Raw genomic sequence first — 26,940 nt, forward strand, 5'->3', positions numbered from 1 at the left:
CGCACGAGGCGATCGGCTCGCGGTCTGCCCCCGCGCCAGCGCAGCAGGCCTGCGTCCTGCCGCCGGGGTGTCCCCCCGATGGTCGCGCGATCAGTTGAGGTGATCCGGGCCCGCAGGCCCGTTCAGCCGGGCCCCGGAGCCGGGCCGGGCACGTGGTCCCCGCCCTCGGGCGCCCGCCGGCCCTTTCCGCCCCGGGGATGATCCGTGAGGCCGGAGCGCCACACGTAGACGCCGAGGAGCACCGTGCCGGCCGCCAGGGCGACCGCCCACCAGGGGAACCTGGGGATCTCCGGCGGGGCGCCGGCCGCCGCGACGTCCTCGGCCGGGGTCGGTTCGACGCGTTCGCCGGTGACGAGGATGCGGTGGGTGTTGATGCCCAGCGGCGTGCAGGTGACGAGGGTCACGAGGTCACGGCCGGGCTGCACGCTGAGCGTCTGCGTGTCGGTGGGCTCGACCACCTGGGTGTCGCTCACCTGGTAGGTGAGCACCTCGCCGAAGACCTCGATGACGAACCGGTCGCCGACGGTCACCTTGTTCAGGTCGGTGAACATCTCGGCCTGGGCCAGGCCGCGGTGCCCGGTGATGACGGCGTGGGTGCCCTCGCCACCGATGGGCAGTGAGGTGCCCTTGAGGTGGCCGAGGCCCTTGAGCAGGGTCTCGTCGGAGGTGCCGTGGTAGACGGGCAGGTCGAGGTCGATCGCGTCGATCTTGAGCCTGGCCATGAGGCCCTCGTCGTTGGCGGTGAGCATGGCGTCGTAGTCGAGCGAGTCGTCGGTGCTCGTGCCGTCGCCGGTCGGCACGTTGAGCCCGGCCTCGAGCTGTGCGCCCGCGTTGAGGGCCTCGTTGTAGGCCCGGGCCCGGTCCAGCTGCACGGCGGCCTCGGGCTGGACGGTCGCCACGTTGTCCGTGTAGCCGGTGACGGCCTTCGACTGGTTGTACTGGGAGATCCAGCTGGCCGCCGTCGGGTAGACGAAGACGAGCATGCCGGCGAAGGCGAGGAGCGCGGCGAGCAGCGAGAACCGCGACAGGCGCCAGCCGCGCCTGCGCCCGGGCGTCTCGTCCGTACTGTCGTTGATGTCGGCCATCACCGTTCCTGTCCTCACCTGCCCCATCATGGGGATGTGGTGGGGAGACCGGGGTCTCCCCACCACATCATTGTCGCTCCGGCCGGTCCTCAATCGGCCGGGTGCTCATCGCCTCAGGCGGTCGCCGTGGCCCTGCGGGAGCGGACGGCCACCGTGGTGGCTGCGGTGAGGATGAGGACGGCGCCGATGATCATCATGAGCACCTTGCCCTGCGCACCGGTCAGCGGCAGGCCGGGGACGGCCTGCTTGCCGTTCTCGACGGTGACGTCGTAGCCGCTCGTGGTGCCGGTCTTGACGGTCACGCCGATGTCGCCGCTCTGCTTGACGAAGCCGGCTGGGGCCTCGACCTCGACGAGCACGTAGCAGCGCTGGGTCGCGTTGGCGGGGCTGTGCACGGAGTCGGACACGTACAGACCGGTGATGTTCACCAGGCCGTTGGCGCCAGAGGTGAACTGGGTCTGGCCGCCCACCCTGATGGGATCGCCGGTCTTCGTGGCGCCTGAGCAGTCCGCGGCGTAGGGATCGGTGGCATTGTACACCTCGAAGATCGCGCCGGCCAGGCCGGTGCTGGTGCTGTCGGCGTCGACCTTCTGCACCTTGAGGTCACCCCAGTTGGTCTGCACCTCGGGGGTCGACGGCGGGTTCTCCGGGTCCGGGTTGTCCGGCGGGGTGTCCGGCACGCTGCCGTACGCGGTGTCGGTGATGAGCTGGGCGGTGTTCTTGATGGCGCCGTCACCGACCGAGGTCACCTTGCCCTGGAAGACGGCCCTGACCTGCTGACCGGCAGCACTCTTCAGCTTGGTGAGGCCCGCGCTGGTGAACTTCACCGTGACGGTGTTGCCGGTGATGTCGACGGTGTAGTCGGTGTCCGCGGTCAGGGTCTCGCTGCCGAGGGTCACCTGCGTGACGGCCAGATCGGAGAACCTGGCATCCATCTGGTCCTTGATCTGGAAGTACTGGAAGTTCGAGGTGTCCTCCAGGGCCGGCACCATGGTGGTCACCGGGAACGAGACGACCGAGCCGAGGCCGTAGCCGTACTGGGCCTGGTCCTCGACGGTCTTCTCGATGGAGACCTCGGTGTTCTTCGGGTAGACGTTCACGTCGTACAGCCACGAGCCGTTGTACGGATAGGGGATCGTCACGACGAAGGGCTTGGCCTTCTGCACGATGTTGGCCGGTGCCGCGGTCTCGCACACCAGATAGGCCCGCACGGACAGGCCGCTGATCGTGGCCTGGCCATTACCACCGGTGGTGGCGCTGCCGGCCTCGCCGCCCAGCTCCTGGCCCGCCAGGGTCGGTGCAGTCGGGTTGGCGCAGGCGCTGTCGGGCACGTTGAGCCCAGACAGGGTGTCCCAGTCGCTGGACTTCGACAGATCGAGGCTGGTGATCGGGTAGGCGGCGAAGGTGACATCGCTGACCGCGGCGCCGCTCACGTTGCCCGAGCCGTCAGGATTCGCCTCGGTTCCGTCGCCATTGAGGTGCTTGTGGATGATGATCGAGCCGGTGGCGTTCTGGTCGATGTTGCCGTAGCTGGGGTCGGCGCTGGCGACGCCGGCACCGCCGATCAGGCCGGACAGGCTCAACGCCACAACCCCCACGGCGGCGGCGAGGCGCCGCCCGGCGGGATGTCTGTTCGTCTGCATGGGTTTCTGGCTTTCTCTCTCGAACCGTCCGGGCCCTCCGGTACGGCATGGGGTGGGTTCTGGGGTGAGCGGCCGGGCCGGTCCCGTCGCCGCTCTCCGGCCCAGCTCACCGGGCCGGTCGCTGTGGGCCCGCCGCCTGGTTGCGGCCGGGCTGTGGTGGGTGCGTGTGAGGCTCATGCGGCGTCACCGCCCCGGGTGCTCCGCCGGTATCTGCGGGCCGCCGCCGTCACCGAGCCGGCGACCAGCAGGACGCCGCCGATGAGCGCGAACAGCTGAGCGCTCTGCCCGCCGGTGAGCGGGACGACCAGCGGATTGTGCATGTCGTTGGTGAAGCTGCCCAGGTCGATCGTCGTCCCCGCGTTGGCGGCCTCGATCCGCACCTCATGGGTGGCCCTGGACAGGATGTACCCGGCGGGCGCCGACTTCTCCTTGAGCTCGTAGACGCCCCAGGTGAGGCCCTCGACGCGGAAGGAGCCGACGGCGGGATCCTTGTCGGGACCGGTGCAGGCCGCCGCGTCATCGGCCGCGCAGTCCTCGACGCTCACGGCCTCACCGGCCGGGTCGGTGGGGGTGAGGGTCCACTGCGAATCGCCGAGCGGCGACCCGTCGGCGGCGACCTTCGACCACGCCACCGCAGCGGTCTTGCGCTCGTTCGTGATGGGCGAGGGCAGGGCCGCGGTGAGGTTGGCGTCGTTCACCGTGGCGGTGTACTGCTGCTCGTTGAGCTCGTAGCCCTGCGGCGCCGATTTCTCGATGACGGTGTAGGTGCCCCACTTCAGGCCGGTCACCGCGAAGGAGCCGGCGGCGGGATCCTTGTCGGGACCGGTGCAGGCGGCCGCGTCATCGGCCTCGCAGTCCTCGACGTCGATACCGCCGGGGTGGCTCGGGCCGGTGAGGGTCCAGACGGTCCCGCCCAGGGGCTCGCCGTTGGCGGCGTCGGTCTTGTCCCACTCGACACCCCCCGGGCGTGCCGTGTTCGTGAGCGTGCAGGTCACCCGGTCCGAGCCGCTCATGGCGAGTGTGGCTCCGTCGTCGGTGGCGGACGTGGCGAGGGTCTCGCCCTCGGACGTCACGCACTCGGTGCCGGTCAGCTCGTAGGCCCCGGCGCGGTCACTGGTCGTGGTCTCGGTGATCGTGTACCGCCCGGTCCGGACGACCTTCTCGTCGGTGCTGCCCTGGCCGGACAGCACGCTCTGACCGCCAGTCGACCCGTCCAGGGTCCAGGACTCGGGTGCCAGGAGCCGGTCGGAGCCCACCTGACCGCCGTCGACGGCCTTCACCAGCCGCAGGGTGGGCACGCGCACGTTCACCGCGTAGTCCTCGACCTCGCCGGTGAGGGTGTTCCCGGTGGCCAGCATCGTGCCGCTGTCGTTCGTGATGCGCACCCTCATGTACGTCGTGGCGGTCTCACCGCTCACCGAGCGGACCACGTCGTCGGGCACGGTCCAGCTCAGCGTCGCGGCGCCGGACGAGGAGCAGGACGCCTCCTGGCTCTTCTCGGTGGCCTCGTCGAAGACACCGTTGCGGTTCCAGTCGACCCAGCCGGCGACCCGGCCGGGGCCGGTGCAGGAGACCTGCTGGGTGTGGGTGGCGCCCGGTTCGGTCCGGATGCCGCCGTCCGGCAGCTGGACGCCGTCCTCGTCGTCGAAGCCGCTCGTGTCGTCGCCGTCGGCACCGACGGAGAACTTCTGGTCGGCCTCGCTGTCGATGGAGGCCCCGAGGCGGGTGTTGGCGGCGCCCATGTCGGCCAGGCCTACGCCGAAGGCATCGGTGGTGCCGGTGATCTGGCCGCCGGTCCAGGTGGGCTGGAACAGGGAGCTGGCGCGGCCGTAGGACTCGGGGGCGTCCCCGAAGTCGGTACCGATGATGAGGCCGAGGGCCACCGCGCTGTAACCGCGGCCCTGCATGGCGATGCGGGCACTCGTACTGCCCGCCATGAAGAGCACGGTGCCGGGGCCTCCAACCCCCACTGGTCGCGAGTACCTGCCACCGTTCTGGTAGACGCACTCATCGCCGGTGGGCATGAGCCGAACGGTGTTGCCGCCATCAGTGACGATTGCCTCGGCGCTGGCCGGGCAATCCGGATCCCGGTAGGTGTCCAGGACACGCCAACTCGTGCCGTCGCCCTGGGGCGTGGAGGCCTGTACCCACTCGTCCCGGTAACCGCTGACGTGGTGGGCGCTTGAGGCCTCCGCGTCGGCCAACACGAGCCCGGCCAGTGGGACATCCTCTCCGTTGAGGTCGGCCGAGCACTCCATGTCGAAGCTCATCTGGGAGCCGTAGCCGGCTCCCTCGTTGCCCAGATCAGGGAAGCCGTTGGACAGCCCGATGACCATCTGGTTGTCATTGACGTAGTCGGCCGGGTAGCGCAGGGGCTCGTGCCAGCTGAGACCGCCGTCGTTCCAGTGACCCGTGCCACCGATGTTGTACAGATTGTCGAGCGAGTCCCCGGCCCACTTGCCCGGAATGCTAGCGACGAGCGGGGCCCTTGACACCGGGTCGGCATCCCCATTGGGTTCGCCCTCGTTGTCCGTGACGAGCCCGGACAGGGTGCAGTTCGTGGTCAGTTTCAGGGTCTGTGCATCGTCGAGATAGCGGTAGTTCGTGACCGTTCGCACCGCGGGCCCGTATTCGTCGCCGTAGCCGAGCACCGCATTGTTCTCGGGCAGGGGATCCAACGGGTACTCACCCCATTGGAGCCACTGGATCGAATCCGTGAAACGACCTTCACCACCAGTGGCGTACACCGCTGCCAACTCGCCCGCCGGTGGGGCGGCAGCAACCGGTTGTGCTGTGCCCAGCAGGACGATTGTCGTCACGCAAGCTCCCACTGTTCGTACAAGGGTCTTCAGCGCTGAGCCCCTCTTACCCGTGCTCGTCATGAGCCCGAGACCCCCGTGCAGTTTTCTTGCACGACGGCAGGATCGGGCATCAGCGAGTAGATCCGTGTGTCCGTCGACAGCGAAGTCAGCCGAACCACTGGCAGCATCTGGAAGAACCACTCCGTGGCCTTCCGAGAGGGCATGATCATTGCTCAGTCCTTGGCAGGGAATTGGGGATGCAGGTCCGCATGAGCTCACCGACCCTTAGGGGTTACACGTTATATGAATCGTCAAATATCTTCAAATCAGGGTTATTCAGGGGTATTGAGCCGGCGTGTCGACTCAATACCCCCGATACATCACCCAGATGCCTGTACTCCGTGGTGAGACCTCCGGTGGCGAATGGCCAGTGCACCAGCTGTTCCGAGGAGCACGATGGCGGCCAGACCGTAGAGCAGCGCCCCGTGGCCGCCGGTCAGTGGCAGGGGCACGGCGACGGCCGTGTCGTTGACGGTGATGACGTCGACGCCCTGATCGGTCCTGGACACGGTGACCGTGCCGGCCAGGGCGTCGGGGTCGAGCAGGGTGACGCCGTCAGCGGTGAGGTGGAAGCCGATGGGCCCGGGCAGTCTCTCGTGGCCGGCGGGGGCCTGGGTCTCGACCAGCCAGTAGTCGCGGTTGAGGTCCAGGGCCGCGGTGGTGAAGACCGAGCCGTCGTCCGGGTCCACTGTGACACCCTCGTCGAGGGGCGTGGCGCCCTCGGTCGACGGGTCGACCGGGTAGATCGCGAACGTGGCCCCGCTCACGCTGCCCTGGATGCCGGTCTTGTGGATCGTCACCTGACGTCGGGCGGCGTCAGGATCGACCGGGCCGCAGGCCGTGTTGTTCTCCGGGCCGTCGACGTCCTTGCCGTCCTCGGCGATCACTTCGTTGAACAGCCCGTGCCTGGCCTCGTACCCGGACTCGGTCTGGGAGCAGACCAGGTCCTGGACGGAGTAGCCGGGGGTGGACGGGTCAAGGGTCACATTGGCCCGCACGTAGAAGACCTGGCTCTGCCCGGGTTCGAGGACGACGCCCTCGGTGATCCGGTAGCTGCCGTCGCCCGAGTCCTCGACCACGGCACCGTCCTGGCCGAGTTCTGCCGGGTCCTGGCTGATCCACACCGTGTTCAGGTTCGCCCCGGCGGCGAAGTCGGGCCGGTCGACGAGCACGCCGCTGTTCTGGGTGGTGACGCCGTCATTGGTGACGGTGATCGTGTAGTCGGCGTTGAAGGTGGGCGTGCCCGCCACCGCGTCGGAGCCGGTGAAGGCCTTCTCCACCCTCAGTTGAGGGGCCGGTTCCACGTATTCGTTGTGCCAGGTGCAGGTGATGGCCATCTCGGCCGCCGTCTGGGCGAGGCCAACGGTGCTCAGGTCGAGCGTGCCCGTCTCCAGGTCGACGGCACCGGTCTGGTCGAGGACATTGCCGTCCTCGTCGAGCAGGGGCGCGCCATCGCTCTGCGTGCACGTCACCCCGGACAGCCGCCAGCCGGGCGTCTCCTCGGTCGGGGCCGGATCGGCCTGGTTCTCCTGCACCGCGCCACCGCCGTTGGGTACGAACAGCTCGTAGGACCGTGAATCGGTCGCGGCATGATCGCTGCCCCACCCGGTGGGCTGGAGCGGGTTGGGGGTCCCCCATCTCTCGAGTTCCATGGAGTCGGCCTGCGAGACGTTGGTGTAGGTGAACTGCGGAATGGCCACGGCGTCCCCGCTGCTCCCGGTGACGTCCTTGGCGAAGGTGACCGTGCGCACCTGCTCAAGCGAACCGTAGAGGCAGCCGTAGGTGTCGGTGTTCTCCTGGGTGATGAAGGTGTCCTCCAGCCTGGACTCGACCGATGAGGCATCGGTCGAGCACACCGTGTTACGGCCGTTGTTCACGAAACCGCGCAGCACGAGCTTGTACGCGATGCCGGTCGAGGGGTCGGTCCACGTCGTCGTGGAACTGTGCGAGGTCATCGACAGGACGTCGTCCTCACACGAGCGCCCGTCACGGCCGTAGAGGGCGCCCTCGTTCGAGCCATCGGCCGAGGTGTCCCCCGGGGGGAAGGACCTGAGGGTATCGTTGCGGTCGAACGCGTAGTGGTAGTCAGAGCTCCACCCCCACCCGGACCAGGTGGCGCGCAGGCCGATGTCACCGTACCGGTTGAACGCGTACGCCCCACTGCCCGTGGCGTCATAGTTGCCCTGCGCGTCGAATGTGGACCGGCACGTGTTGACGGTCTCGTTGAGTTCGAAGGGGAACGACGCCTGGAGGGTCGAGGCGAGGTCGATGTCCATGGTCCCGTTCATGCGAGTGCCGCCACCACCGGTCCCGGTTCCGATTCCCGTGTAGATGGGGGAGTTGTGGTGTCGCATCGTCCCGACGAGGAAGACCTCACCGACATTGACCGCGCTGGTGTCGCCAGGCATGAACCCGACCGAGCTCTGGGTGGTGTAGCTGAAGCCACTCGGGCAGGAGTACGGGGATTCCGAGCCGTAGGAGAACAGCGCGTAGCTTCCCGAGGCCACCGTTGTCGTCGTCGTCGCGTTCGCCGTGGACCCACCGGGCGAGGGGTTGTAGCGCACGCAGTAATAGGTGTTGGCGTACCACGTGTCACCGGGAGCCCGTTCGGCGGTGACGTCATGGATCCTGGTCGAGGTCGAACCGAATTCAACCCAGATGTCCGAGTCGGCTGTGGCCGAGGGCGCGTTGACCACGCCCGCAAGGCACGACAGAAGCAATGCGAACGCACCGACCAGGGCCGATGCGCCATGGCGTCCATGGTGCGGATGCTTGTCGAAAAATGTCTCACAACGCATGAAAAACCACCCGGGGTGGGCATGAGCCCTTAGGGAACTGACTCATCCTCAGGGGGGGTGAAAGTGCGTGACTACCTGAGCGGACCCCTGTTTACCACACGAACTTGTGCTTCGTTAAAACTTGCACCATTGGTTGACACTGGAGCGGGTTCGACACCGGGTCAGATCATGCCCAGGGCCTGGCCCATGAGCACGGCCGAAGCCCGGTCGTGCACGCCGAGGCGCTTGTACATCTGCTTTGCAGTGGAACGGACAGTCTCCTTGCCAAGGCCGAGATCGACGGCGATCCTGCCCAGTGTCTTGCCCTCGACCAGACCCTGGAGCACGTCGATCTGGCGCGGCGTGAGACGGACCGAACCGGCCGGGACCCCATCGACCGTCTCGCGGATCCGGAGCCCGGCGAGTTCGCTGAAGGGCGAACCCACATGGTCGAGGATTGGTTTGCGTGCCGGGTCGGGCAGGAGGGCCAGCGCACCGGGGGCATCGGCCCAGTCGTACAGGTGGAGCACCATGCCGGCCACGTCCTCGGGATCGGGTCCGCCGGCCACCGCACCGAGTTTGAGGCCGTAGGCGATCATGCGCCAGCGGGTGGTCGTCGTCGGTGTGGCCAGGACCCGGTCGACGAGGGTCTCGACGGTCTCCTGGTGCCCCTCGACCAGTTTCGCCGCGGCCCGGATGACCAGTGCCATCTCGGAGGGGATCGACCCGTCCTCGAGCCGGCGCTGCGATTCGTGCAGACGGCCCTCGCGCACGTCGATCATGGCGAGTGTGGCGTGCAGGGGCCACCACTCGAACGCCATCAGGTTGCTCCAGCGGGAACGCCCGAGAAAGGCCTGCAGCCACTGGTAGGCCGGCAGGGTTCCCCGGTTGACGAGCAGCGCCCACCCCTCGGCCTCGACCTGCAGGGGCGCGAACGGGGTGTTCAGCGAGATGTCGGCGCTCGAGGGCCCGGTCATGGTCAGGTTGCTGTCGTACCGGATGGCGATGCGGATGAGCTGCTCGGGCAGCTCGTCACGGGCCCCGCTGGAGGTGACGAGACGTTCGTACTCCGTGATGTAGGAACGGGCCTGGGCGTACAGGGCCGTCTTGCCCGAGAGCATGGCACTGCGCGCGGTCAGACCGAGCACGAGCGCCGGGTGACTGGCGACGTCGATGCCGGACCTGGTGCAGACGGTGGCGGCCAGGGCCAGGCAGGCCTGGGCGTCGGACAGCAGCGCCGTGGCGATCATGCCGTCGGCCAGCCCGACCAGGCACAGCGCCAGGGTCGCGGCGTCATCAATGAACTGCACGCTTCGTCGCGACCTCGGGGTGTGCCTCTCCAGCTGTTCGGAGGTGAGATCGGTGAGCACCTGTTCGGCTGTCCTGGCGAACTCGCGCATGTCCTCGGCGGAGTCGGGTCGCAGCCGGCTCATGGCGACGAGAAGCCGCTGGTGCAGCTCCTTCAACTGCGGGTAGCTGGGTTCGGGCTCCTCGCCGGTGACGAGGTAGGCGAGCTCGCGCCAGGGCAGGGGCAGGGCCGGCGGGCCGTAACCCCAGGTGCCCTGCAGGAATTTGCGGGCGTAGGCGATGTGTGCCCATTCCGGGGGAACCTGATCGGCCCAGGCCTCGGCCAGGCCCTGCCGCTCGTTGGCGGCAAACGTCGCGAGGATGTGCATCGAGGAGGCCAGGAGGGCATCGAGGGAGGGCCAGTCCCGGATCATCGTGAGCATGCAGATGCGCACGGCGTCGGGGATGGGCAGGGCGCGATCGATCATGGCCGATCTCGTGCGGCGCCGCCAGAGCCGAGCCGGGCTCGCCGGGTCGGTCATCATCCGGTCGACGGTTTGCGCCGCGAGCAGGACCGGGAAGCCCGGTTCGCTGGCGCCGGGTCGGGTGATGACGCCGTTGAGGCGGGCCTGCCGCACCTCGGACACCGAGACCCGGCGGTCCAGGATGTACGAGGCGATGCCTGCCATCATCGGCTCGGGGATGAAATGGGTCCAGGCGTGCAGGAGCACGAGGGGATCGGTGGCCCAGGCCGGGTAGGCACGCTCGACCCAGGCGGCCGTCACGTCCGCCGAGCGTCCCGGGCTGGGTCGGGAGTCAAGACGGACCCACTGCCTGGTGAGATCCTCGCCGCCCGCGGCGTCGAGATCCTCGGCGAAGGCCTCCCAGAGCGCGGGGACGCCGCCGGTCACCCGCAACGTGCGGAAGCACCAGGCGGCATCGGCCGCCTGCTCGGGGCCGAGTTCCCTGAGCACCTGCGCGTCCAGGACGAGGGAACCCGAACCGAGTTCGGTGTCGAACAGGTCGCCGAGGCCGACGTCGGGCCTGCGGTCGATGGCTGCCGCGACGACGACCGAGCGCTGCAGGAGGGGGATGTCCTCACCGCGATCCCGGATGGTCCGGAGCAGCTCCTCAAACTGCTGGTCGAGACCGTGCCAGGCCACGAACAGCGGCCGCGACTGGTGCCGGATCTCCTGCCGGAGGCGGTCGATGTCGTCGCCGTCCCGCACGTCGATCACCGTCCGGGACCCGTGGCCCTCGATCTGCTCAAGGGCGTGGCGCACGGCCTCGATGGGGTAGAACTCCTGGGGTGCGTGGACGATCGCACGATCCACCATGGCGAGGGACATCGTGAGTCGAGGCGCCAGGGCCTTGATGATGTCGCCGTGATCCATGTCTCGCCCAGACCTTCCTGCGGACTGGCGCCGCTGTTGGGAACCTCGATGATGAATACCGCGCCGGGTGGTACGGCAACCGGGGCGCCGAAGGCCCCGGCCCCGAGGTGATGGGGTGCTCGGGTTCTGGCGAACCGATGTCCGCGAACTCTTCTTCTGTCACCCGGTCCTCGCGCGATGTCCCAGGGCAGAACAGCATCGCTTCGAACCACCGGGCGTCGTGTCAACCGATCGCAGGGGGTTGTGCGTTGGCTGTTACTCTAGCCTGACCTGAAGCGGATTGCCTTGCCCGACGCGGAATGCGGGCAATCCATGCGAAATGTTGAATCGTGAAGGGTGCGTGGGAACCGCACCTCGGCGGATGAATCCTCCACCCATGGTTCACCCCTCCGCGGCACGTCCGCCTCCTCGGGGCGCATGGCGCGAAGCGTGCCGAGCCGGGACGCCGTCGCCGATTTGAGCAGGACGCGCGTCGTGCTGTACAGTGCAACCTCGGTGCGACTCATCGCCGCGCCGGAGGGCCTATAGCTCAGTCGGTTAGAGCGCGTCCCTGATAAGGACGAGGTCACTGGTTCAAGTCCAGTTAGGCCCACCTACCGAGCCACATGGTTCCGTTAGTCAGGGCAAGTGCCTGAAGTTGGAATCCGCACCAGTGACCACTGGTACCCACCCCGGTCCGTTGATCAATAGCCACCCGACGCCTCAAAACTGAGTATGACTCAACCATGGGATTGCTCGTCCGTCGCGTGACACCGAGAGCGGCCTGCGATTGGCATTGTCACTCGTGCACGGCACGCTCGTCATTCAGCAGGATCACGGGGATGACACTTCGGGACGGTGATGGCGAACACGGCTAGCCGGAAGCTCTCAAAGTCATTGCCAGGTGCGCTGAGCCGTATTCAGGTACGGCACCGGGTTGGCGCGTCGGCACCCTTGGTCGCACAGAACGGCGTGTCCCGGCATAGTCTCAGTATGTACAAATGCACATACTGAGACTATGCTGTGACCCGTTGAGTTGAACAGGAGATCGGACGTGGACAGGGAACAACTTCAGGAGTATGCGACAGCGAGTGCAGAGGACCTGCCCGGCTCCGAGCTCACGTATCCCTTCGGCGACAACTGTGACGTGTGGAAGGTTCGCGGGAAGATCTTCATGTTGCAGACCCAGATCGCCGGGGAGCCGATCGTCGTCCTCAAGGCGACCCCGTGCGACGCCATGGCCCTTCGGCAGGAACACGCCGACATCAGTGCGGGATACCACATGAACAAGAAGCACTGGATCACCATCCACCCGGACGGCGATGTGGACGCCGACCTGCTCGACGAACTGGTCACCGACTCATATCTGCTCGTCGTCGAGCGCCTTCCCTCTGCACAGCAGGAAACACTGGCGCACGTTCCCAGGCGATCGCTGACGAAACACCAGCCCGTACGGGGACAGGAGGGATGCCGTGCGCAAGGGAATCCCCAATGATCCGGGGCGCCGCGACCGTTTGCGGGCTGTGGCCCTCGAATTCATCGCCGAGCGGGGGCTTCGGCGCTTCACCGTCCGCGGTGTGGCCGAACGGGCCGGCGTCTCGCCGGGGTCAATCACCTACTACTTCACCGACACCGACGAGCTCATCATGTCTGCCTTCGAGCTGCTGACCGAGCATGCAGAACCGAACTTCAACGTACGCCTGCGGGCAGCAGGCACCCGAGACGAGGCGATCGAGGTGCTCATCGACTACGTCATCGACCCCGATGACGCCAGCCAGCAGGAGGTCCGCGCCGTGCGCGAGCTGTACTCCCTCGGCAGCCGTGACCCGAAGGCCGCAGCGCTGGTACGTGACCGGCTCGAGGCCAATGCCCGGACCGCCCTCATGCTGCACTTCACCGAGCCCTGCGCCCATGCCCTCGATGCGCTGATCGAGGGTCTGTGGACCCAGCGCTCGTGGAACGACGAACCCCTCGACCCGGGCATGGTCCGCACTGCCATTCACGGCCTCGTCACCGCCTTCGACTCCCTGGAAGGAACATCCGCATGACCACCATGAAAGCCATTCGCCTGACCGGACCCACTGCTGCCGAAGACCTGCATCCGGTTGACGTCCCAGTTCCCGAACCACGCCCAGGCTGGGTGCGTGTCGCCGTCAAGGCATTCGGGGTCAACGAGTCCGAGGTGACCAGCCGACGCGGTCAGTCCTCGCCCGATTTCAGCTTCCCGCGGATCCTCGGCATCGAGTGCGTGGGTGTCGTGGACGCGGTCGATGTGTCCAGCACCCTGACCGTGGGTCAGCAGGTCGCCACCATGATGGGCGGCATGGGCCGTGGCTGGGATGGCAGCTATGCCGAGTACGTTCTCGTGCCCGAAGACCAGCTCATCACCTTTACCAGCGACCTGCCCTGGGAGGTGCTTGGCGCCCTGCCGGAGATGCTGCAGACGGCCCACGGCTCCCTTCACCGCGCCCTTCGCCTGGATCCCGGCCAGACACTGCTGGTGCACGGCGGCACTTCGACCGTCGGTCTCACCGCCACCTCTCTCGCCCATAACATGGGCGCCACAGTGCTGGCCACTAGCCGAAAATCGGAGAACCGCTTGCTGCTGGAGCACGTGGGGGCCGATCATGTGGTCATCGATGACGACACCCTTGCCGAGCAGGTATCCGTGATCTGTCCCAACGGACTCGACGCCGTCCTTGAGCTCGTTGGAGCCGATGCACTGCCCGCTACCCTGGCTCTGTTGAAGCCCGGCGGCATCGGCTGTTTCACCGGGGCCCTCAACGGCCACTGGACGCTTGGCGACGTCTCCCCCTTCGAGCTCGTTCCGGTCGGCGTCCGACTCACCACCTATGCCGGTGAGGCCAGCGATCTTGACGAAGCCAGCTTCGACGGCTATCTCAAGGCCATCGCCGCGGGCAGCATCACACCGGTCACGTCCGCGGTGTACCGGGGCCTGGCCCGGGTTGGCCAGGCCCACCATGACCTGGAGCATGACCGGCGTCCTGGCAAGTGCGTCGTCGTACTCTGACCAGACATACCCACCTTGCCACCAGCAGGAGAACCACATGATCGAGACCATCCACCCTGTACGCGCCTGGCTGGGGGTTCCTTATGCCACTGCCAAACGTTTCCACAGCCCCCAGCGTGCCGCATTCGATCCCGATCGGCCCTACGACCAGTACGGCCCCGCGCCCCTCCAAGCCGGTGACACCAGCTGGCTGGAGGCCACCAACGGCTTCAGTGAGGACTGCCTCAACCTAAACATCTGGGCTCCCACCGACACCGGCGACAGACCGCTCCCCGTCATCGTCTACCTCTTCGGGGGCGGATGGATGATGGGTTCCAACACCCAGACCACATCCAATGCCTCCGGGCTGGCCGCAACCGGCCGCGTCATCGGAGTCTCGATCAACTACCGACTCGGCGCCTTCGGCGCGCTGAGTCTGTCCCAGTACGGCGGTGCTCTGTCCGAGGCCACCAATCTGACTCTGCAGGACCTCATTTGCGCCCTGCAATGGGTACGCGAAAACATCGGCCGTTTCGGTGGCGACCCCGCCGACGTCACTGTCACCGGCCAGAGCGCCGGAGGCTTCACCGCACTCGGCCTGCTCGGCGTGCCCGCAGCCGACGGGCTCTACCATCACATCGCCGCGTTCTCCGGCATGCCGTCGCGCCTCGTCCCCGCCTGGGGAGCGGAGGAACGCGCTCGCACCCTCCTGGCCGACCTGGGCCTGCAGGACGACCCGCAGCAGCTCATCGACGTCGATGCGATGGACCTCGTCAATGCCATGGCGCGCACCGTTTCGCCCGATCCCGGGAGCGCCCATGGTGTCGATAATGACGTCATCGCCCTTGTTGACGACCGCGAGCAGCCCCACGGTGTCCTCGCCCACCACCCCATGCGCGCCCTGGAGACCGGACGCCGCCCCGAGGTTGACATCCTGTTCAGCAACACCACTCACGAGACCGACTGGTGGGTGCTGCACCGCACCGCCGACTTCGACCCCGGTAGCTTTGAGAATCTTGTCGACGAGTTCGCCACCCGCAACCGCATCGCCCGCAGCCGCGCAGAGAAGATCGTCGCCGTCTACGCCGAGGGTCGTACCCCCGTAGAGGCCCGCGGTGCTCTGCTCACCGACTACTCCTTCACCCTGCCCCAGACCCGCGGTGCCCTCGCCCACGCCGCCGCGGGAGGCACCGCATACCGGCTCGTCATCGGCTCGGCTGAGGGTGCGCATGCCGTCCACGGCACCGAGCTGTACGGCATCGTCGGCCAGGAGGCACCTGGGCGCAGCGAGGAACAGGCCGTCCGTGACACGGCAGTCCGCGACGCCCTACTCGCGTTGGCCACGGGTCAGACCGACCAGCTGTGGGAACCCGTCACCACCGTGCCGACGGCCAAGGGTCTGGGCACAATGCCCTACGACGCCACACAGCACTGCCAAGAGGTGTTGGAAAACTTCCGCGGCATCGCACGCCCCTGATCCCCATACCGGTGGCTCCGGAGCAGCTCCTGACAGCCGGGAGTGTCAATTATCGGTGTTGGGCGACCAGGACTGACCCGTCTTGATCAAGCAATCAGGCGCTCTTCTCGGCGTCCAGCCGGTCGAGGATCCACGAACGTACGAGGGTGGACGCCGGCAGGTGGCGGGCCCGGGCCACGGCCTCCACACGTGCCTGCTCCTCGGCACTCAGGCGGACGGAATACACCTTTGTCCGGCGGTTGGGACGGGTGACCCTGGTGTCGTTAGGGTAGGCGTCGTTCCGGGTGGTCTCGGATTCGGCGCGCAATCGCGCGGCCAGGTCACGATCCATCGTCTTGGCCATCGGTGATCTCCTCTCGATAAATCCTCAGGTCGGCGCCCGTGGCAGGCCATGCATTGATCAAGTGAAGGTCGCCGTCCTCGTCACGAAAGGCGATGACGGTCACCACTCGTCCGGCGCCGGGAGAGTATCCGATGAACCGCGAGGCGCCCATGCGTGACTTGGGATCAGGCTCCAATGCGGCCACGTCACGGTCCTGAAGTGCTTCTTGGGCCCACTCGGGCTCGAGGCTCTGCCCACCCTGGTAACGATCGCCCCTGGATCGGACATAGGCGGCGGCCTCGTCGTCCCAATGAAGCACCTCGCCCATGGTCAAGTGTACTACGAAGTAAGACGAAGATGACCGCCCATCATTCGGCCAGGCCCCGGCCGAGGGCTCAGTCCTCTGCGAGAGTGACCTCAAGGCCCCCGATGACATTGGCCGCCAGGTTGTACAGGAAGCTGAGCAACGTGCAGATCGCGGTGATGAACACGACGTTCAGCACGGCCACGATGGCGGTGAAGCCGAGCACCCGCCACTGGCTGATGTAGTTCGACAGCTCCAGACCCGAGCCCGAGGAGCTGCCGACGAGGGCGGTCAGGGCCTCCTGGGCCTGGTCGAGGGCGCCGGAGAGGGCGAAGATGCCCCAGACGATCCACACCGCGACGAACAGGATGACGCCGGCCGCGATGGAGAAGAGGAACGAGGTCTTCATCACCGACCACGGGTCGAATCGTGCGATGCGCAGCCGGGCCTTGCGGGTGGGGCGGCGGGTGCCCTTGTCGGCCCCGGCCAACGTCATACCGACACCGCCCGCGGATGCCTCCACGGGCTGGCGGCGCTGGGTGACGCGCGTCCTGTCCGGGTCGTTGACGGCTTTCGCCATGAGTCCTCCTGCGTGCCTGTTCATGCCCGGTCACCGGGCACCTGCTGCCAGCCAGCCTCTCACATCCCGGGGGGCTCCTGCGGGTCAGTCCTGGCCGGCGGCCACATCCCCCTGATCGTCCGGAGTCGGGTCCGGGGCCGGTACGGCGGCCGTGCCCCCGCCGGCGGGCTCGTCGGCGTCCTCATCCGCTGGTTCCGCGGCCTGGCCGTGCTCCGGGTTGAGGGCGATCGCGATGACCTCGTCATTGCCGCGCACACCGACGAACCTGACACCCATCGTGTCACGGCCGGTCGGGTGCACCTCGGCCACGGCCGAGCGGGTCACCTGCCCGGAGGCCTTGATGGCGATGACCTCGTCGGTCTCCCGGACGACCAGGCCGCCCACGAGGCGGCCCCGGTCGTCGTCCACGCGCATGGCCTTGATACCCAGCCCGCCCCGGTTCTGGACGCGGTAGTCCCCCACCGGGGTGCGCTTGGCGTAGCCGCCGTCGGTGACGGTGAAGACGAACAGCTCGTCGCCGGGGGTGCCCGAGGCCACGACGCCCATGAGCAGCAGTTCGTCCCCGTCGCGGAACCGCATGCCGGTCACGCCCGAGGTGGTGCGCCCCATCGGACGCAGCTGCTCATCGGTGGCGTGGAAGCGCAGGGCCTGGGCCCGGCGGGAGACGAGCACGATGTCGTCGTCCGCATTGACCAGCTCGGCGCCGATCAGCTCGTCGTCCTCGTCGCGGAAGTTCACGGCGATGAGGCCGGCCTGGCGCGGCGAGTCGTAGGCGCTCAGCGCCGTCTTCTTGATGAGGCCCTTGCGGGTGGCCAGGACGAGGTAGTCGGCATCGGCGTAGCTGCGCAGCGCCAGCACCTGGGCGATCCGCTCACCGGGCAGGAAGCTGAGCAGGCCGGCGATGTGGCCGCCCTTGGCGTCCCGGCCGCCCTCGGGCAGCTGCCAGGTCTTGATGCGGTAGACGCGGCCCATGTTCGTGAAGAACAGGATCCACTGGTGGTTCGTCGTGGCGAACAGGTGCTGCACCTCGTCGTCGCTGCGCAGGCTCGCGCCGCGCACCCCGCGCCCACCACGGCGCTGCGGGCGGTACTGATCGGTGCGGGTGCGTTTGGCGTAGCCGCCGCGGGTGATCGTGACGACCATGTCGTCGTCGGGGACGAAGTCCTCCTCACTGAAGTCGCCCTCGGCGGCGATGATCTGGGTGCGGCGCTCGTCACCGTACTTGTCGACGATCTCGCCCAGCTCGGTGGAGATGATCTCGCGCTGGCGGTCCTTGCTGGCCAGGATGGCCTTCAGGTCGGCGATGAGGGCCTCGAGCTCGGCGAGCTTGTCGAGGATCTTCTGGCGTTCCAGGGCGGCCAGGCGGCGCAGCTGCATGTTGAGGATGGCGGAGGCCTGGACCTCGTCGATCCCGAGCAGTTCCTGCAGGCCCTGGTTCGCGACCTCGGAGTTCGGCGAGCGGCGGATCAGCGCGATGACCTCGTCGAGCATGTCGAGGGCCTTCGCCAGGCCGCGGTAGATGTGCGCCTCCTTCTCGGCCTGGTTGAGCTGGTACTGGGTGCGGCGCTCGATGACCTGCAGCTGGTGGTCGACCCAGTAGCGGATGAACTGGTCGAGTCGCAGGGTGCGCGGCACGTTGTCGACGAGGGCGAGCATGTTGCACCCGAAGGTGTCCTGCAGCTGCGTGTGCTTGTACAGGTTGTTCATCACCACGCGCGGCTGGGCGTCGCGCTTGAGGATGATGACGAGGCGCTGACCGGTGCGGGTGGATGTGTCGTCGCGGATGTCGGCGATGCCGTTGATGCGTCCGGAGTTCACCAGGTCGGCGATCTTCTGGGCGAGGTTGTCCGGATTGCACATGTACGGCAGCTCGGTGATGACCAGCTGCGTGCGGCCCTTGGCGTCCTCCTCGATGGAGATGACGGCGCGCATGATGACCGAACCGCGACCGGTGCGGTAGGCGTCCTCGATGCCCTTGCGCCCCACGATGAGGGCGCCGCCCGGGAAGTCGGGGCCCTTGATGCGGGCCATCGAGGCCTCGAGCAGCTCCTCGTCCGTGGCCCCGGGGTTGGCGAGAAACCACTGCACGGCCTCGTTGACCTCGCGCAGATTGTGCGTCGGGATGTTCGTGGCCATGCCGACGGCGATGCCGGTGGAGCCGTTGACGAGCAGGTTCGGGAAGCGGGACGGCAGGACGGTGGGTTCGGTGTCGCGGTTGTCGTAGTTGGGCTGGAAGTCGACCGTGTCCTGGTCGATGTCGCGCACCATCTCCATGGCCAGCGGGGCCATCCGGCACTCGGTGTAGCGCATGGCGGCGGCGCCGTCGTTGCCGGGTGAACCGAAGTTGCCCTGGCCGTTGACGAGCGTGTACCGCATGGCCCACGGCTGGGCCAGGCGGACGAGGGTGTCGTAGATGGCCGAGTCGCCGTGCGGGTGGTACTTGCCCATGACGTCGCCGACGACGCGGGAGCACTTGTTCCAGCCGCGGTCGGGACGGTAGCCGCCGTCGTACATCGTGTAGATGACGCGGCGGTGCACGGGTTTGAGGCCGTCGCGCACGTCGGGCAGGGCGCGTTCGACGATGACGCTCATGGCGTAGTCGAGGAAGGCGTTCTGGATCTCACCCTTGAGCTCGACGCTCTCGATCGTGCCCTTCCCGGGCCCGACCAGCTCGTCCTTTCCTGCGTCGTTGGCGTTGTTCGGGGTCTCGCTCATCGTTCTTCCTTGCTTGCGGGGGTCGTGCGCGTCCGATGCCTACCGGCGGTCACGCATCGATGAAACGGACGTCCTTGGCGTTGCGCTGGATGAAGCGCCGGCGCTGTTCGACGTCCTCCCCCATGAGGATCTGGAACATCTGGTCGGCCTGGGCGGCGTCCTCGATGCTCACCTGGAGCAGGATGCGGTTGTCCGGGTCCATGGTGGTGGACCACAGGTCCTGGGCGTCCATCTCGCCGAGGCCCTTGTACCGCTGGATCGGGTTGACGTTGGGCAGTTTCTTGCCGGCCGCCAGGCCCGCGTCGCGCAGGGCGTCGCGCTCGGCGTCGGAGTAGGCGAGCTCGTGGGGCGAGTTCGTCCAGCGCAGGCGGAACAGCGGCGGCTGGGCCAGGTAGACGTAGCCGCCCTCGATGAGTGCCGGCATGAACCGGAACAGCAGGGTGAGCAGCAGGGTGCGGATGTGCGCGCCGTCGACGTCGGCGTCGGCCATGAGGATGATCTTGTGGTACCGCAGCTTGTTCAGGTCGAACTCCTCGTGCACGCCGGTGCCGAGGGCGTTGATGATCGCCTCGATGGTGTCCGACTGCAGGGCGCGGTCGATGCGGGCCTTCTCGACGTTGAGGATCTTGCCGCGCAACGGCAGGATCGCCTGGGTGCGCGGGTTGCGTCCGCCCTTGGCGGAGCCGCCGGCCGAGTCGCCCTCGACGATGAAGATCTCGCACTCGCTGGGCTCGTTGCTCGAGCAGTCGGCGAGCTTGCCGGGCAGTGAGCTGGAGCCGAGCAGGCCCTTGCGGTTGCGGGCCAGGTCGCGGGCCTTGCGGGCGGCGATCCGGGCGCTGGCGGCGGCCTGGGCCTTGCGGACGATCTCCTTGCCCTCGGCCGGGTTGCACTCCATCCAGTCGCCGAGGCGCTCGTTGACGGCCCGCTGGACGAAGCCGCGGGCCTCCGTGTTGCCGAGCTTGGTCTTCGTCTGGCCCTCGAACTGCGGTTCGACGAGCTTGATCGAGACGATGGCCGTCAGGCCCTCGCGGATGTCGTCGTTGGAGACGCGGTCCTCGCGTTTCTTGATGAGACCCCAGGCCTCGCCCCACTTGTTGACCGTGGTGGTCAGCGCGGTGCGGAAGCCCTCCTCGTGCGTGCCGCCCTCCTGCGTGTTGATGGCGTTGGCGAAGGTGTGCAGGCTCGTGGTGTACCCGGTGTTCCACTGCATGGCGACCTCGACGCCCATGCCGAGGTCGGCAGAGTGGGCCTCGACGTCGATGACCGGCGAGAGGGCCTCGCGGCTGCCGTTGAGGTAGTTGACGTAGTCGACCAGGCCGCGGTCGAACTGGAAGGCCTCGTGCAGCGGGGAGCCGTCCTCGTCGACGTGGCCGTCGCGCAGGTCGGTGATCTCAATGCGCAGCCCCTTGTTGAGGAAGGCCATCTCGCGGAACCGGGTGGCCAGGGTCTCGAAACTGAAGTTGGTGGTCTCGAAGATCTCGGCGCTCGGGTAGAAGGTGATCGTCGTGCCCGTGATGTCGGAGTCCTCGAGCTGGCGGACGGGGCCGGTGGGCACGCCCAGTTCGTAGCTCTGCGCCCAGTGGGAGCCCTCGCGGTGGACGTCGGCGCGCAGGCGGCCGGACAGGGCGTTGACGACCGAGGAGCCGACGCCGTGCAGGCCGCCGGAGACCTTGTAGCCGCCGCCGCCGAACTTGCCGCCGGCGTGCAGGACGGTGAGGACCAGGGTCAGTGAGCTGATGTGTTCGACCGGGTGCTCGGCCACCGGGATGCCACGGCCGTCGTCGGTGACGCGGCAGCCGCCGCCCTCCAGCAGCTCGACCTTGATGGTCGAGCAGTAGCCGGCCAGGGCCTCGTCCACCGCGTTGTCGACGATCTCGTACACGAGATGGTGCAGACCGCGCTCCCCGGTGGAACCGATGTACATGCCCGGCCGCTTGCGGACGGCCTCGAGCCCCTCGAGGACCTGGATGTCGGAAGCGCCGTACTCGCCGTCGACGAGATCATTGGTGCTCCCGGTCGCGGTGATGTCGATGTTCGCGATGTCGGCGGTATCGGCAGCCTGGAGATCGACTTCTTCGTTCAGCTTCTCGCTCACCGGATGGTGCTCCTGTCATCATGGGGTGAACGGGCGCCACCCAACGTTCGATTCTACCAGTGAGCACGGCTCTCTTCGAGAATTCACCACCGCGCGCCGACCACGGCTTCCCGCTGGAGGCCCTGGAACGGCCTTCTGCGGCGATCGACCCCGCCGCGCGTGGAGGGGTACCGAACCCGGGCGGGCCGCCCGCGATCGGCTGACGGGACGGAGCCGTTCGGCGGCTCGGGCACCAGCCCGGCGGGCGGGTCCTCACCCGTACGTGTCGCGGGGCCCTCGGCCCGGGACGGTGCGGGGGCCGTGGCGCCAGCTGGGGGCGTTCGGGCCCCGCACGTCGACGCGGGTGACGGCGCCGTCCCCGAGCCGGCGGTTGAGCCGTCCGACGAGCTGCGGGGCGATCGTGCGCAGGGCGCTGGCCCAGGTGCTCGACTCGGCGCGCACGACGAGGACGCCGTCGCGGTAGCTCTCGGGGCGCGAGTGCTGTGCGTTGGTCTGGCCCACGAGCTCGTCCCAGCGCTGGATGATCAGACGCAACCCGATCTGCCGGCGCCAGCCGCGCGCCACGATGAGGTCATCGACGGCCGAACCGAGCGGCTGCGGGTCGCGGGCATCGGGGTGGGCGCCGGACCGCTGCTCGCCCACCGTGCGGCGGCGGCGACGGTTCCTGTTCTCCGGACCCAGCCTCGCCGGTGGCAGCAGGCCGGACAGGTTGTGGGCGACCCGGCTGGCCACGTCGAAGCCCTCGGGGTCGTGTTCCTCGACCGGGTCGGCGCCGGGCGGTGGTGTGCCGTCGTCGTGGCCGGGTTCTGGTGCTGCGCTGAACTCGCCGGCGCCGAAACCCTCCGGGCGGGCCGAGCCCTGTTCCGGCTCCGGTCCGTCGTGGCTCTGACCGCGCGGATTCATCGGACGTCCTCCGAGCCCCGGCCGGGTTCCGCGTGCTCGTGGGGCGAGTCGCCGGCCCCGTCATCGCCGGTTCCGTCATCGAGGTCGACGACGCCCTCGCCAGTGATCCGCGAGACACGGCCGGTGTCGCCGTCCGGGTTCGGTTCATCGTGCATGTGCACCCTGAGGCGGCGGCCGGTGAGCTGGTCGGGCACGTCCTGGTCGACCGCTGCGGTGACGAGCACCTGTTCGGCGTCCCGGACCGCCTCGGCGAGCCGGTCCCTGCGCGTGGTGTCGAGTTCGGCGAAGACGTCGTCGAGCACCAGGACCGGCTCGATGCCCTCGGCGCGCAGCATCGTCAGGCTGCCCAGTCGCAGGGCCAGTGCCAGCGACCAGCTCTCGCCGTGACTCGCGTAACCCTTGGCGGGCAGGGCGCCGATGTGCAGGTCGATGTCGTCGCGGTGGGGGCCCACCAGCGAGACACCCCGGATGCACTCGTCATGGCGACGGACGGCCATGTGCTGGCGCAGCAGCCCGCTCAGAACGCTCGGGTCGGGCGTGCCGGGGTATTCGTCGCCCTCGGGCGCGAGCAGTTCGGCCAGGTGGGGCAGGGCCGACTTGTACCGGGCGCTCGCCACGTTGTTGACGGGGGCTATCGCGGCATAGGCGGCGCGGGTGGGGGCCGCCACGTCGGCGAGTGTGGTGATCCGCGCGGCGAGCAGTTCGGCCCCCAGGTCGGCAAGCCGCTCGTCCCAGACGTCGAGGGTGACCGCGGTCGCGTCGTCCAGGTGCCCACCGCGCTTGGCGACCTGCTTGAGCAGCGCGTTGCGCTGGCGCAGGGCACGGTCGTAGTCGGCCTTGACGGCAGCCATGCGCGGCCAGCGGGTGACCAGGAGTGCGTCGAGGAAGCCGCGGCGGTCCGCCGGGTCGCCCTTGACGATCGCCAGGTCCTCGGGGCTGAAGACGACGGCGCGCAGTGCACCGACGAGGTCACGGACGCGCCGCTGCGGGACGCGGTTGATCCGTGCCCGGTTGGCACGGCCGGCATTCAGCTCGATCTCGAGCAGCAGCTTGCGCGGATCGTCCCGGCCCGCGACGACGGCGGCGCGGATGATCGCCTGGCTGGTCCCCGCACGCAGCAGCGGGGCGTCCGAGGCGACCCGGTGCGAACTCAGCGTCGCGAGGTACTCGATGGCCTCGACGAGGTTGGTCTTGCCGTGCCCGTTGGGCCCCATGAGGACATTGACGCCCGGGCCGAGCGCCAACGAGGCGGCTCGGTAGCTTCGGAAATCAACCAGTTCCAGATGGTCGACGAACACGTTCTTCGATCAGTTGGGCAGCCTCATGAGCATGATGACGTGCCGGTAGTCGACATCGGGCTCGCCGTCGAGCTCGGCCAGTCCCTGCACCAGGCAGGGCTTGCCGGGGGCCGTGAAGGAGAATTGGACATAGGGCGTGTCGAGCGCCCCGAGGGCGTCGGACAGGTAGTGCGGGTTGAACCCGACGGCGCTGATCTCGACGTCACCGCCGTCCCGGGTGACGACGGCCTCCACCGCCTCGGTGGCCTGGGCCTGGTCGCCGGTGGCCGCGTCGAGGGCGATGCGGTCGTCGTCGATGGCCATCCGCAGTGAGGTGTTGCGCTCGGCCACGAGCGAGACGCGCTTGACCGAGTCGATGAGTTCGGCCGTGTTGCACCGCACGATGACACTGCCCTTGATGTCCATGAGGTGACGGACCTTGGGGAATTCACCGTCGAGAAGCCGAGTGGTGAGCTGGCGCGTGCCGCTCGTGCCGTCGCCCTCGAAGCCGATGAGCCCTTCGCTGGTGGTGTCCCCGGCGAGGGCGAGCTGGACGGACTCGCCGCTGCTCATCGACCGGGCGGCCTCGTTCAGCACCCGGGCGGGGACGAGGGCCGCTCCCTCGGCGCCGGGCGTCGTGAGATTCCAGGTGAGTTCCTTGAGAGCCATGCGGTAACGGTCGGTCGCCAGCAGGGACAGTCGGTCGCCGTTGATCTCCATGCGCACACCGGTGAAGACGGGCAGCAGCTCGTCGCGGCCGGCAGCGACGACGACCTGACTGACCGACCTGGCGAAGACATCGGAGTCGACCGAGCCGGTGACGGCCGGCATCTCGGGAAGGTTCGGGTACTCCTCGACGGGCAGCAGCTGCAGCGTGAAACGTGCCGACCCGCACACGAGTTCGACGCTGGAGTCACCGGCGGTGAGCCGGACGGGACGGTCGGGCAGCGACTTGGCGATGTCTGCCAGCAGCTTCCCGGAGACGAGCACCTCACCCGGCTCGTCGACCTGGGTGTTGATGGTGATCCTGGCGCTGGTCTCGTAGTCGAAGCTCGACATGACGACCTTGTCGTTCTCGGCACGCATGAGCAGCCCGGCGAGGATCGGGACGCTGGGGCGGCTGGGCAGGCTACGGGCCACCCACGCAACCGCTTCAGCCATGACACCGCGATCGACTGTGATCTTCACTGTGCTCCTCGTCCCCTGAGAACTGTTTCGGTGGGCCGCTTGGGCGTGCACGCAGCCGGCACCGCGTGCTTGTTGCATCATACCGGCTGCGCGCACTCGCCGCAGGCCTGCCGGTGCCTCGTGAACGAGGCACTCACCGCGGGGTCGGACTCAGCGCAGCTCGTCCTCGGTGGCGCGGTGCGACCACTGGGCGAAGGTCTCGCCGTCACTGCGGCCGGCCAGGTAGCGACGCACGATGCGTTCGACGTAGTCGGCCGCCTCGTCGGCGGTGATCTTCAGGCCCCGCACCGTGCGGCCGAAACCCGCTTCCGCACGGCCCATCGTGGACAGCCCGCCGCCCAGGTGCACCTGGTAGGCGAACTCGGAGCCCTCGGCGGTCTTGGCCAGCTGGCCCTTCAGACCGATGTCGGCCAACTGGATTCGGACGCAGGAATTGGGGCAGCCGTTGATGGACAGGCTGATCGGCGTGCCGATCTCGACCCCCTCGAACCGGCGGTCGAGTTCGGCCGTGAGTGCCGCGGCGGCCGCCTTGGTCTCGACGAAGGCGAACTTGCAGAACTCGATACCGGTGCAGGCCATCGTCGAGCGACGGAATGGACCGGGACGGGCGGTGAGCCCGAGCGGGGCGACCTCGGCCAGGAAGTCCTCCACGGCGTCGGGGTCGACGTCCAGGACGACGAGTTTCTGGTGGGGAGTCAGCCGCACGCGGGCGCTGCCCGCGCCCTCCATGGCATCGGCGAGCCGGATCAGCACGTCACCGGACAGGCGCCCCACCTGGGGAACCAGGCCGATGTACGCCCGACCGTCCTTCTGTTCGTGCACGCCGACGTGATCGGGGTTGCCCACCGAGCGGGCGGGAGCCGGTCCATCGGGCAGTTCGTAGCCGAGGTATTCGTCCTGGAGCACCTGCCGGAACTTCTCGACCCCCCAGTCGGCGAGCAGGAACTTCAGCCGTGCCCGGTTGCGCAGACGGCGATAGCCGTAGTCGCGGAACAGTCGGATCATCGCGTACCACACGTCGGGGCCCTGCTCGGCAGTGCAGAAGGCCCCGAGACGCTCACCCAGGCGAGGTGACGTCGACAGACCGCCGGCCACCCACAGGTCGAAGCCCGGGCCGAGCTCGGGATGGCGGACGCCGACGAAGGAGATGTCGTTGATCTCGTGCGCGATGTCGAGGCTGGGGTGGCCGGTCGCCGCGGTCTTGAACTTGCGGGGCAGGTTCGCGATCTCGGGCCGCCCCAGGTAGCGGCGGCCGATCGTCTCCAGCATCGGGGACGGATCGATGATCTCGTCGGCGTCGACGCCGGCGACGGGCGAGAGCAGGAACCCGCGCGGGGTGTCGCCGCAGGCCTCGATCGTCTGCAGGCCGGCCGACTCCAGTCGCCGCCAGATCTCGGGGACGCTCTCGATCTCGATCCAGTGGTACTGCAGGTTCTGCCGATCGGTCAGGTCGGCCGTCCCGCGGGCGAAGTCGTTCGAGATGCCGCCGAGCACGCGCAGCTGGTCCGGGCTCACGGACTTCCCGTCCAGGCGCACGCGCATCATGAAGTGCCGCCCGCTCAGCTCGTCGGGGCCGAGGGTTCCGGTGCGGTGGCCGTCGATGCCCTCGGCACGCTGGGTGTACAGACCCCACCAGCGCATGCGCCCGTGCAGGTCGTCGGAGGGGATGGAATCGAAGCCCTGCCTGGCGTAGATCGTCTCGATGCGTTCCCGCACGTCCAGCGGACTGGTGCCGGTCTGCTTGAACTCCTCGTTCGGGTTGAGTGGGGCACGGCCGTCGATGATCCACTGGCCGTTGCTGCGCCTGGGTCTTCCTGTCGTCGTGGCGGCAGATGTCTTCGTCATGATGTGTCTCCTTCGCAGGGCATGTGAACCGTTCCTGCGGTGGTCCGTGGGGCCGGGCTGTCGGGCTTGCGGTGTCGGGTTCAACCGGCGGGTGCGATCACGTGGGGCGGGTCTGCACCGTGAGAACGGCATGAGGACGGCCGGACAGCCGGTAGCGATGAAGGGTGGGTGGCGGGTGAACCCGGACCACCGTCGTGG

General features: G+C 68.1%; 18 protein-coding genes and 1 tRNA gene. 5 read left to right on the forward strand and 14 right to left on the reverse strand.

What is annotated here, in order from left to right:
• Window positions 1-122: 122 nt before the first annotated feature.
• The 5 genes from PROPJV5_RS09765 to PROPJV5_RS09785 form a co-directional block, all read right to left on the reverse strand.
• Complete coding sequence (locus PROPJV5_RS09765; protein WP_220474404.1) at window positions 123-1,085, reverse strand: class C sortase; 963 nt, start codon at window positions 1,083-1,085, stop codon at window positions 123-125.
• A 113-nt stretch (window positions 1,086-1,198) separates the two neighbouring features.
• Window positions 1,199-2,728, reverse strand: a complete 1,530-nt coding sequence (locus tag PROPJV5_RS09770) for a SpaH/EbpB family LPXTG-anchored major pilin (protein WP_119716173.1) — start codon at window positions 2,726-2,728, stop codon at window positions 1,199-1,201.
• A 173-nt stretch (window positions 2,729-2,901) separates the two neighbouring features.
• Window positions 2,902-5,547, reverse strand: a complete 2,646-nt coding sequence (locus PROPJV5_RS09775; RefSeq protein ID WP_147385424.1) for a CshA/CshB family fibrillar adhesin-related protein — start codon at window positions 5,545-5,547, stop codon at window positions 2,902-2,904.
• Window positions 5,548-5,909: 362 nt separating this feature from the next.
• On the reverse strand, window positions 5,910-8,285 hold the full coding sequence (locus PROPJV5_RS09780) for a SpaA isopeptide-forming pilin-related protein (RefSeq protein WP_119716175.1): 2,376 nt from the start codon (window positions 8,283-8,285) through the stop codon (window positions 5,910-5,912).
• A gap of 263 nt (window positions 8,286-8,548) precedes the next feature.
• On the reverse strand, window positions 8,549-11,047 hold the full coding sequence (locus PROPJV5_RS09785; protein ID WP_119716176.1) for a LuxR C-terminal-related transcriptional regulator: 2,499 nt from the start codon (window positions 11,045-11,047) through the stop codon (window positions 8,549-8,551).
• Window positions 11,048-11,565: 518 nt separating this feature from the next.
• On the opposite strand from PROPJV5_RS09785, the gene PROPJV5_RS09790 reads away from it, so the two are divergent.
• The 5 genes from PROPJV5_RS09790 (at window position 11,566) to PROPJV5_RS09810 (ending at window position 15,513) form a co-directional block, all read left to right on the forward strand.
• Window positions 11,566-11,639 (forward strand) — tRNA-Ile (locus PROPJV5_RS09790).
• A 441-nt stretch (window positions 11,640-12,080) separates the two neighbouring features.
• A complete protein-coding gene (locus PROPJV5_RS09795) occupies window positions 12,081-12,521 on the forward strand; it encodes an MmcQ/YjbR family DNA-binding protein (RefSeq protein WP_119716177.1) in 441 nt (146 codons plus the stop codon).
• A complete protein-coding gene (locus PROPJV5_RS09800; RefSeq protein WP_119716178.1) occupies window positions 12,499-13,074 on the forward strand; it encodes a TetR/AcrR family transcriptional regulator in 576 nt (191 codons plus the stop codon). Before PROPJV5_RS09795 ends, PROPJV5_RS09800 begins: the two co-directional genes overlap by 23 nt.
• Window positions 13,071-14,057, forward strand: a complete 987-nt coding sequence (locus tag PROPJV5_RS09805) for a zinc-binding dehydrogenase (RefSeq protein ID WP_220474405.1) — start codon at window positions 13,071-13,073, stop codon at window positions 14,055-14,057. Before PROPJV5_RS09800 ends, PROPJV5_RS09805 begins: the two co-directional genes overlap by 4 nt.
• A gap of 37 nt (window positions 14,058-14,094) precedes the next feature.
• Window positions 14,095-15,513 (forward strand): carboxylesterase family protein, encoded by a 1,419-nt coding sequence (locus PROPJV5_RS09810; protein ID WP_119716179.1) that lies wholly within the window; start codon window positions 14,095-14,097, stop codon window positions 15,511-15,513.
• Between the two features lie 94 nt (window positions 15,514-15,607).
• Here the strand turns inward: PROPJV5_RS09810 and PROPJV5_RS09815 are convergent, their stop codons facing one another.
• From PROPJV5_RS09815 to PROPJV5_RS09855, 9 genes are all read right to left on the reverse strand, one after another.
• The gene (locus tag PROPJV5_RS09815; protein ID WP_119716180.1) at window positions 15,608-15,856 is read right to left on the reverse strand and encodes a CopG family transcriptional regulator; all 249 of its coding nucleotides are present in this window, start codon (window positions 15,854-15,856) and stop codon (window positions 15,608-15,610) included.
• Window positions 15,834-16,163 (reverse strand): hypothetical protein, encoded by a 330-nt coding sequence (locus tag PROPJV5_RS09820; RefSeq protein ID WP_119716218.1) that lies wholly within the window; start codon window positions 16,161-16,163, stop codon window positions 15,834-15,836. Before PROPJV5_RS09820 ends, PROPJV5_RS09815 begins: the two co-directional genes overlap by 23 nt.
• A 67-nt stretch (window positions 16,164-16,230) precedes the next feature.
• Window positions 16,231-16,719, reverse strand: a complete 489-nt coding sequence (locus tag PROPJV5_RS09825) for a DUF3566 domain-containing protein (protein ID WP_239018460.1) — start codon at window positions 16,717-16,719, stop codon at window positions 16,231-16,233.
• A gap of 84 nt (window positions 16,720-16,803) precedes the next feature.
• Entirely contained in the window at window positions 16,804-19,434 is a 2,631-nt protein-coding gene (gyrA, locus tag PROPJV5_RS09830) for a DNA gyrase subunit A (RefSeq protein WP_119716181.1), read from the reverse strand.
• Between the two features lie 49 nt (window positions 19,435-19,483).
• Window positions 19,484-21,475 (reverse strand): DNA topoisomerase (ATP-hydrolyzing) subunit B, encoded by a 1,992-nt coding sequence (gene gyrB / locus PROPJV5_RS09835; RefSeq protein WP_182858679.1) that lies wholly within the window; start codon window positions 21,473-21,475, stop codon window positions 19,484-19,486.
• A 306-nt stretch (window positions 21,476-21,781) separates the two neighbouring features.
• Window positions 21,782-22,432 (reverse strand): DciA family protein, encoded by a 651-nt coding sequence (locus PROPJV5_RS09840; protein WP_119716183.1) that lies wholly within the window; start codon window positions 22,430-22,432, stop codon window positions 21,782-21,784.
• The gene (gene recF, locus PROPJV5_RS09845; protein WP_119716184.1) at window positions 22,429-23,730 is read right to left on the reverse strand and encodes a DNA replication/repair protein RecF; all 1,302 of its coding nucleotides are present in this window, start codon (window positions 23,728-23,730) and stop codon (window positions 22,429-22,431) included. Before recF ends, PROPJV5_RS09840 begins: the two co-directional genes overlap by 4 nt.
• A gap of 9 nt (window positions 23,731-23,739) precedes the next feature.
• Window positions 23,740-24,897, reverse strand: coding sequence for a DNA polymerase III subunit beta (gene dnaN, locus PROPJV5_RS09850; protein WP_119716185.1), 1,158 nt, complete (start codon window positions 24,895-24,897; stop codon window positions 23,740-23,742).
• 150 nt (window positions 24,898-25,047) lie between these two features.
• Window positions 25,048-26,742: a nitrite/sulfite reductase gene (locus PROPJV5_RS09855; protein ID WP_119716186.1), complete on the reverse strand. Its 1,695-nt coding sequence runs from the start codon at window positions 26,740-26,742 to the stop codon at window positions 25,048-25,050.
• Window positions 26,743-26,940: the final 198 nt, after the last annotated feature.

Origin of the sequence: Propionibacterium ruminifibrarum, from assembly GCF_900289195.1 — a bacterium.
Taxonomy (GTDB): Bacteria; Actinomycetota; Actinomycetes; order Propionibacteriales; family Propionibacteriaceae; genus Propionibacterium; species Propionibacterium ruminifibrarum.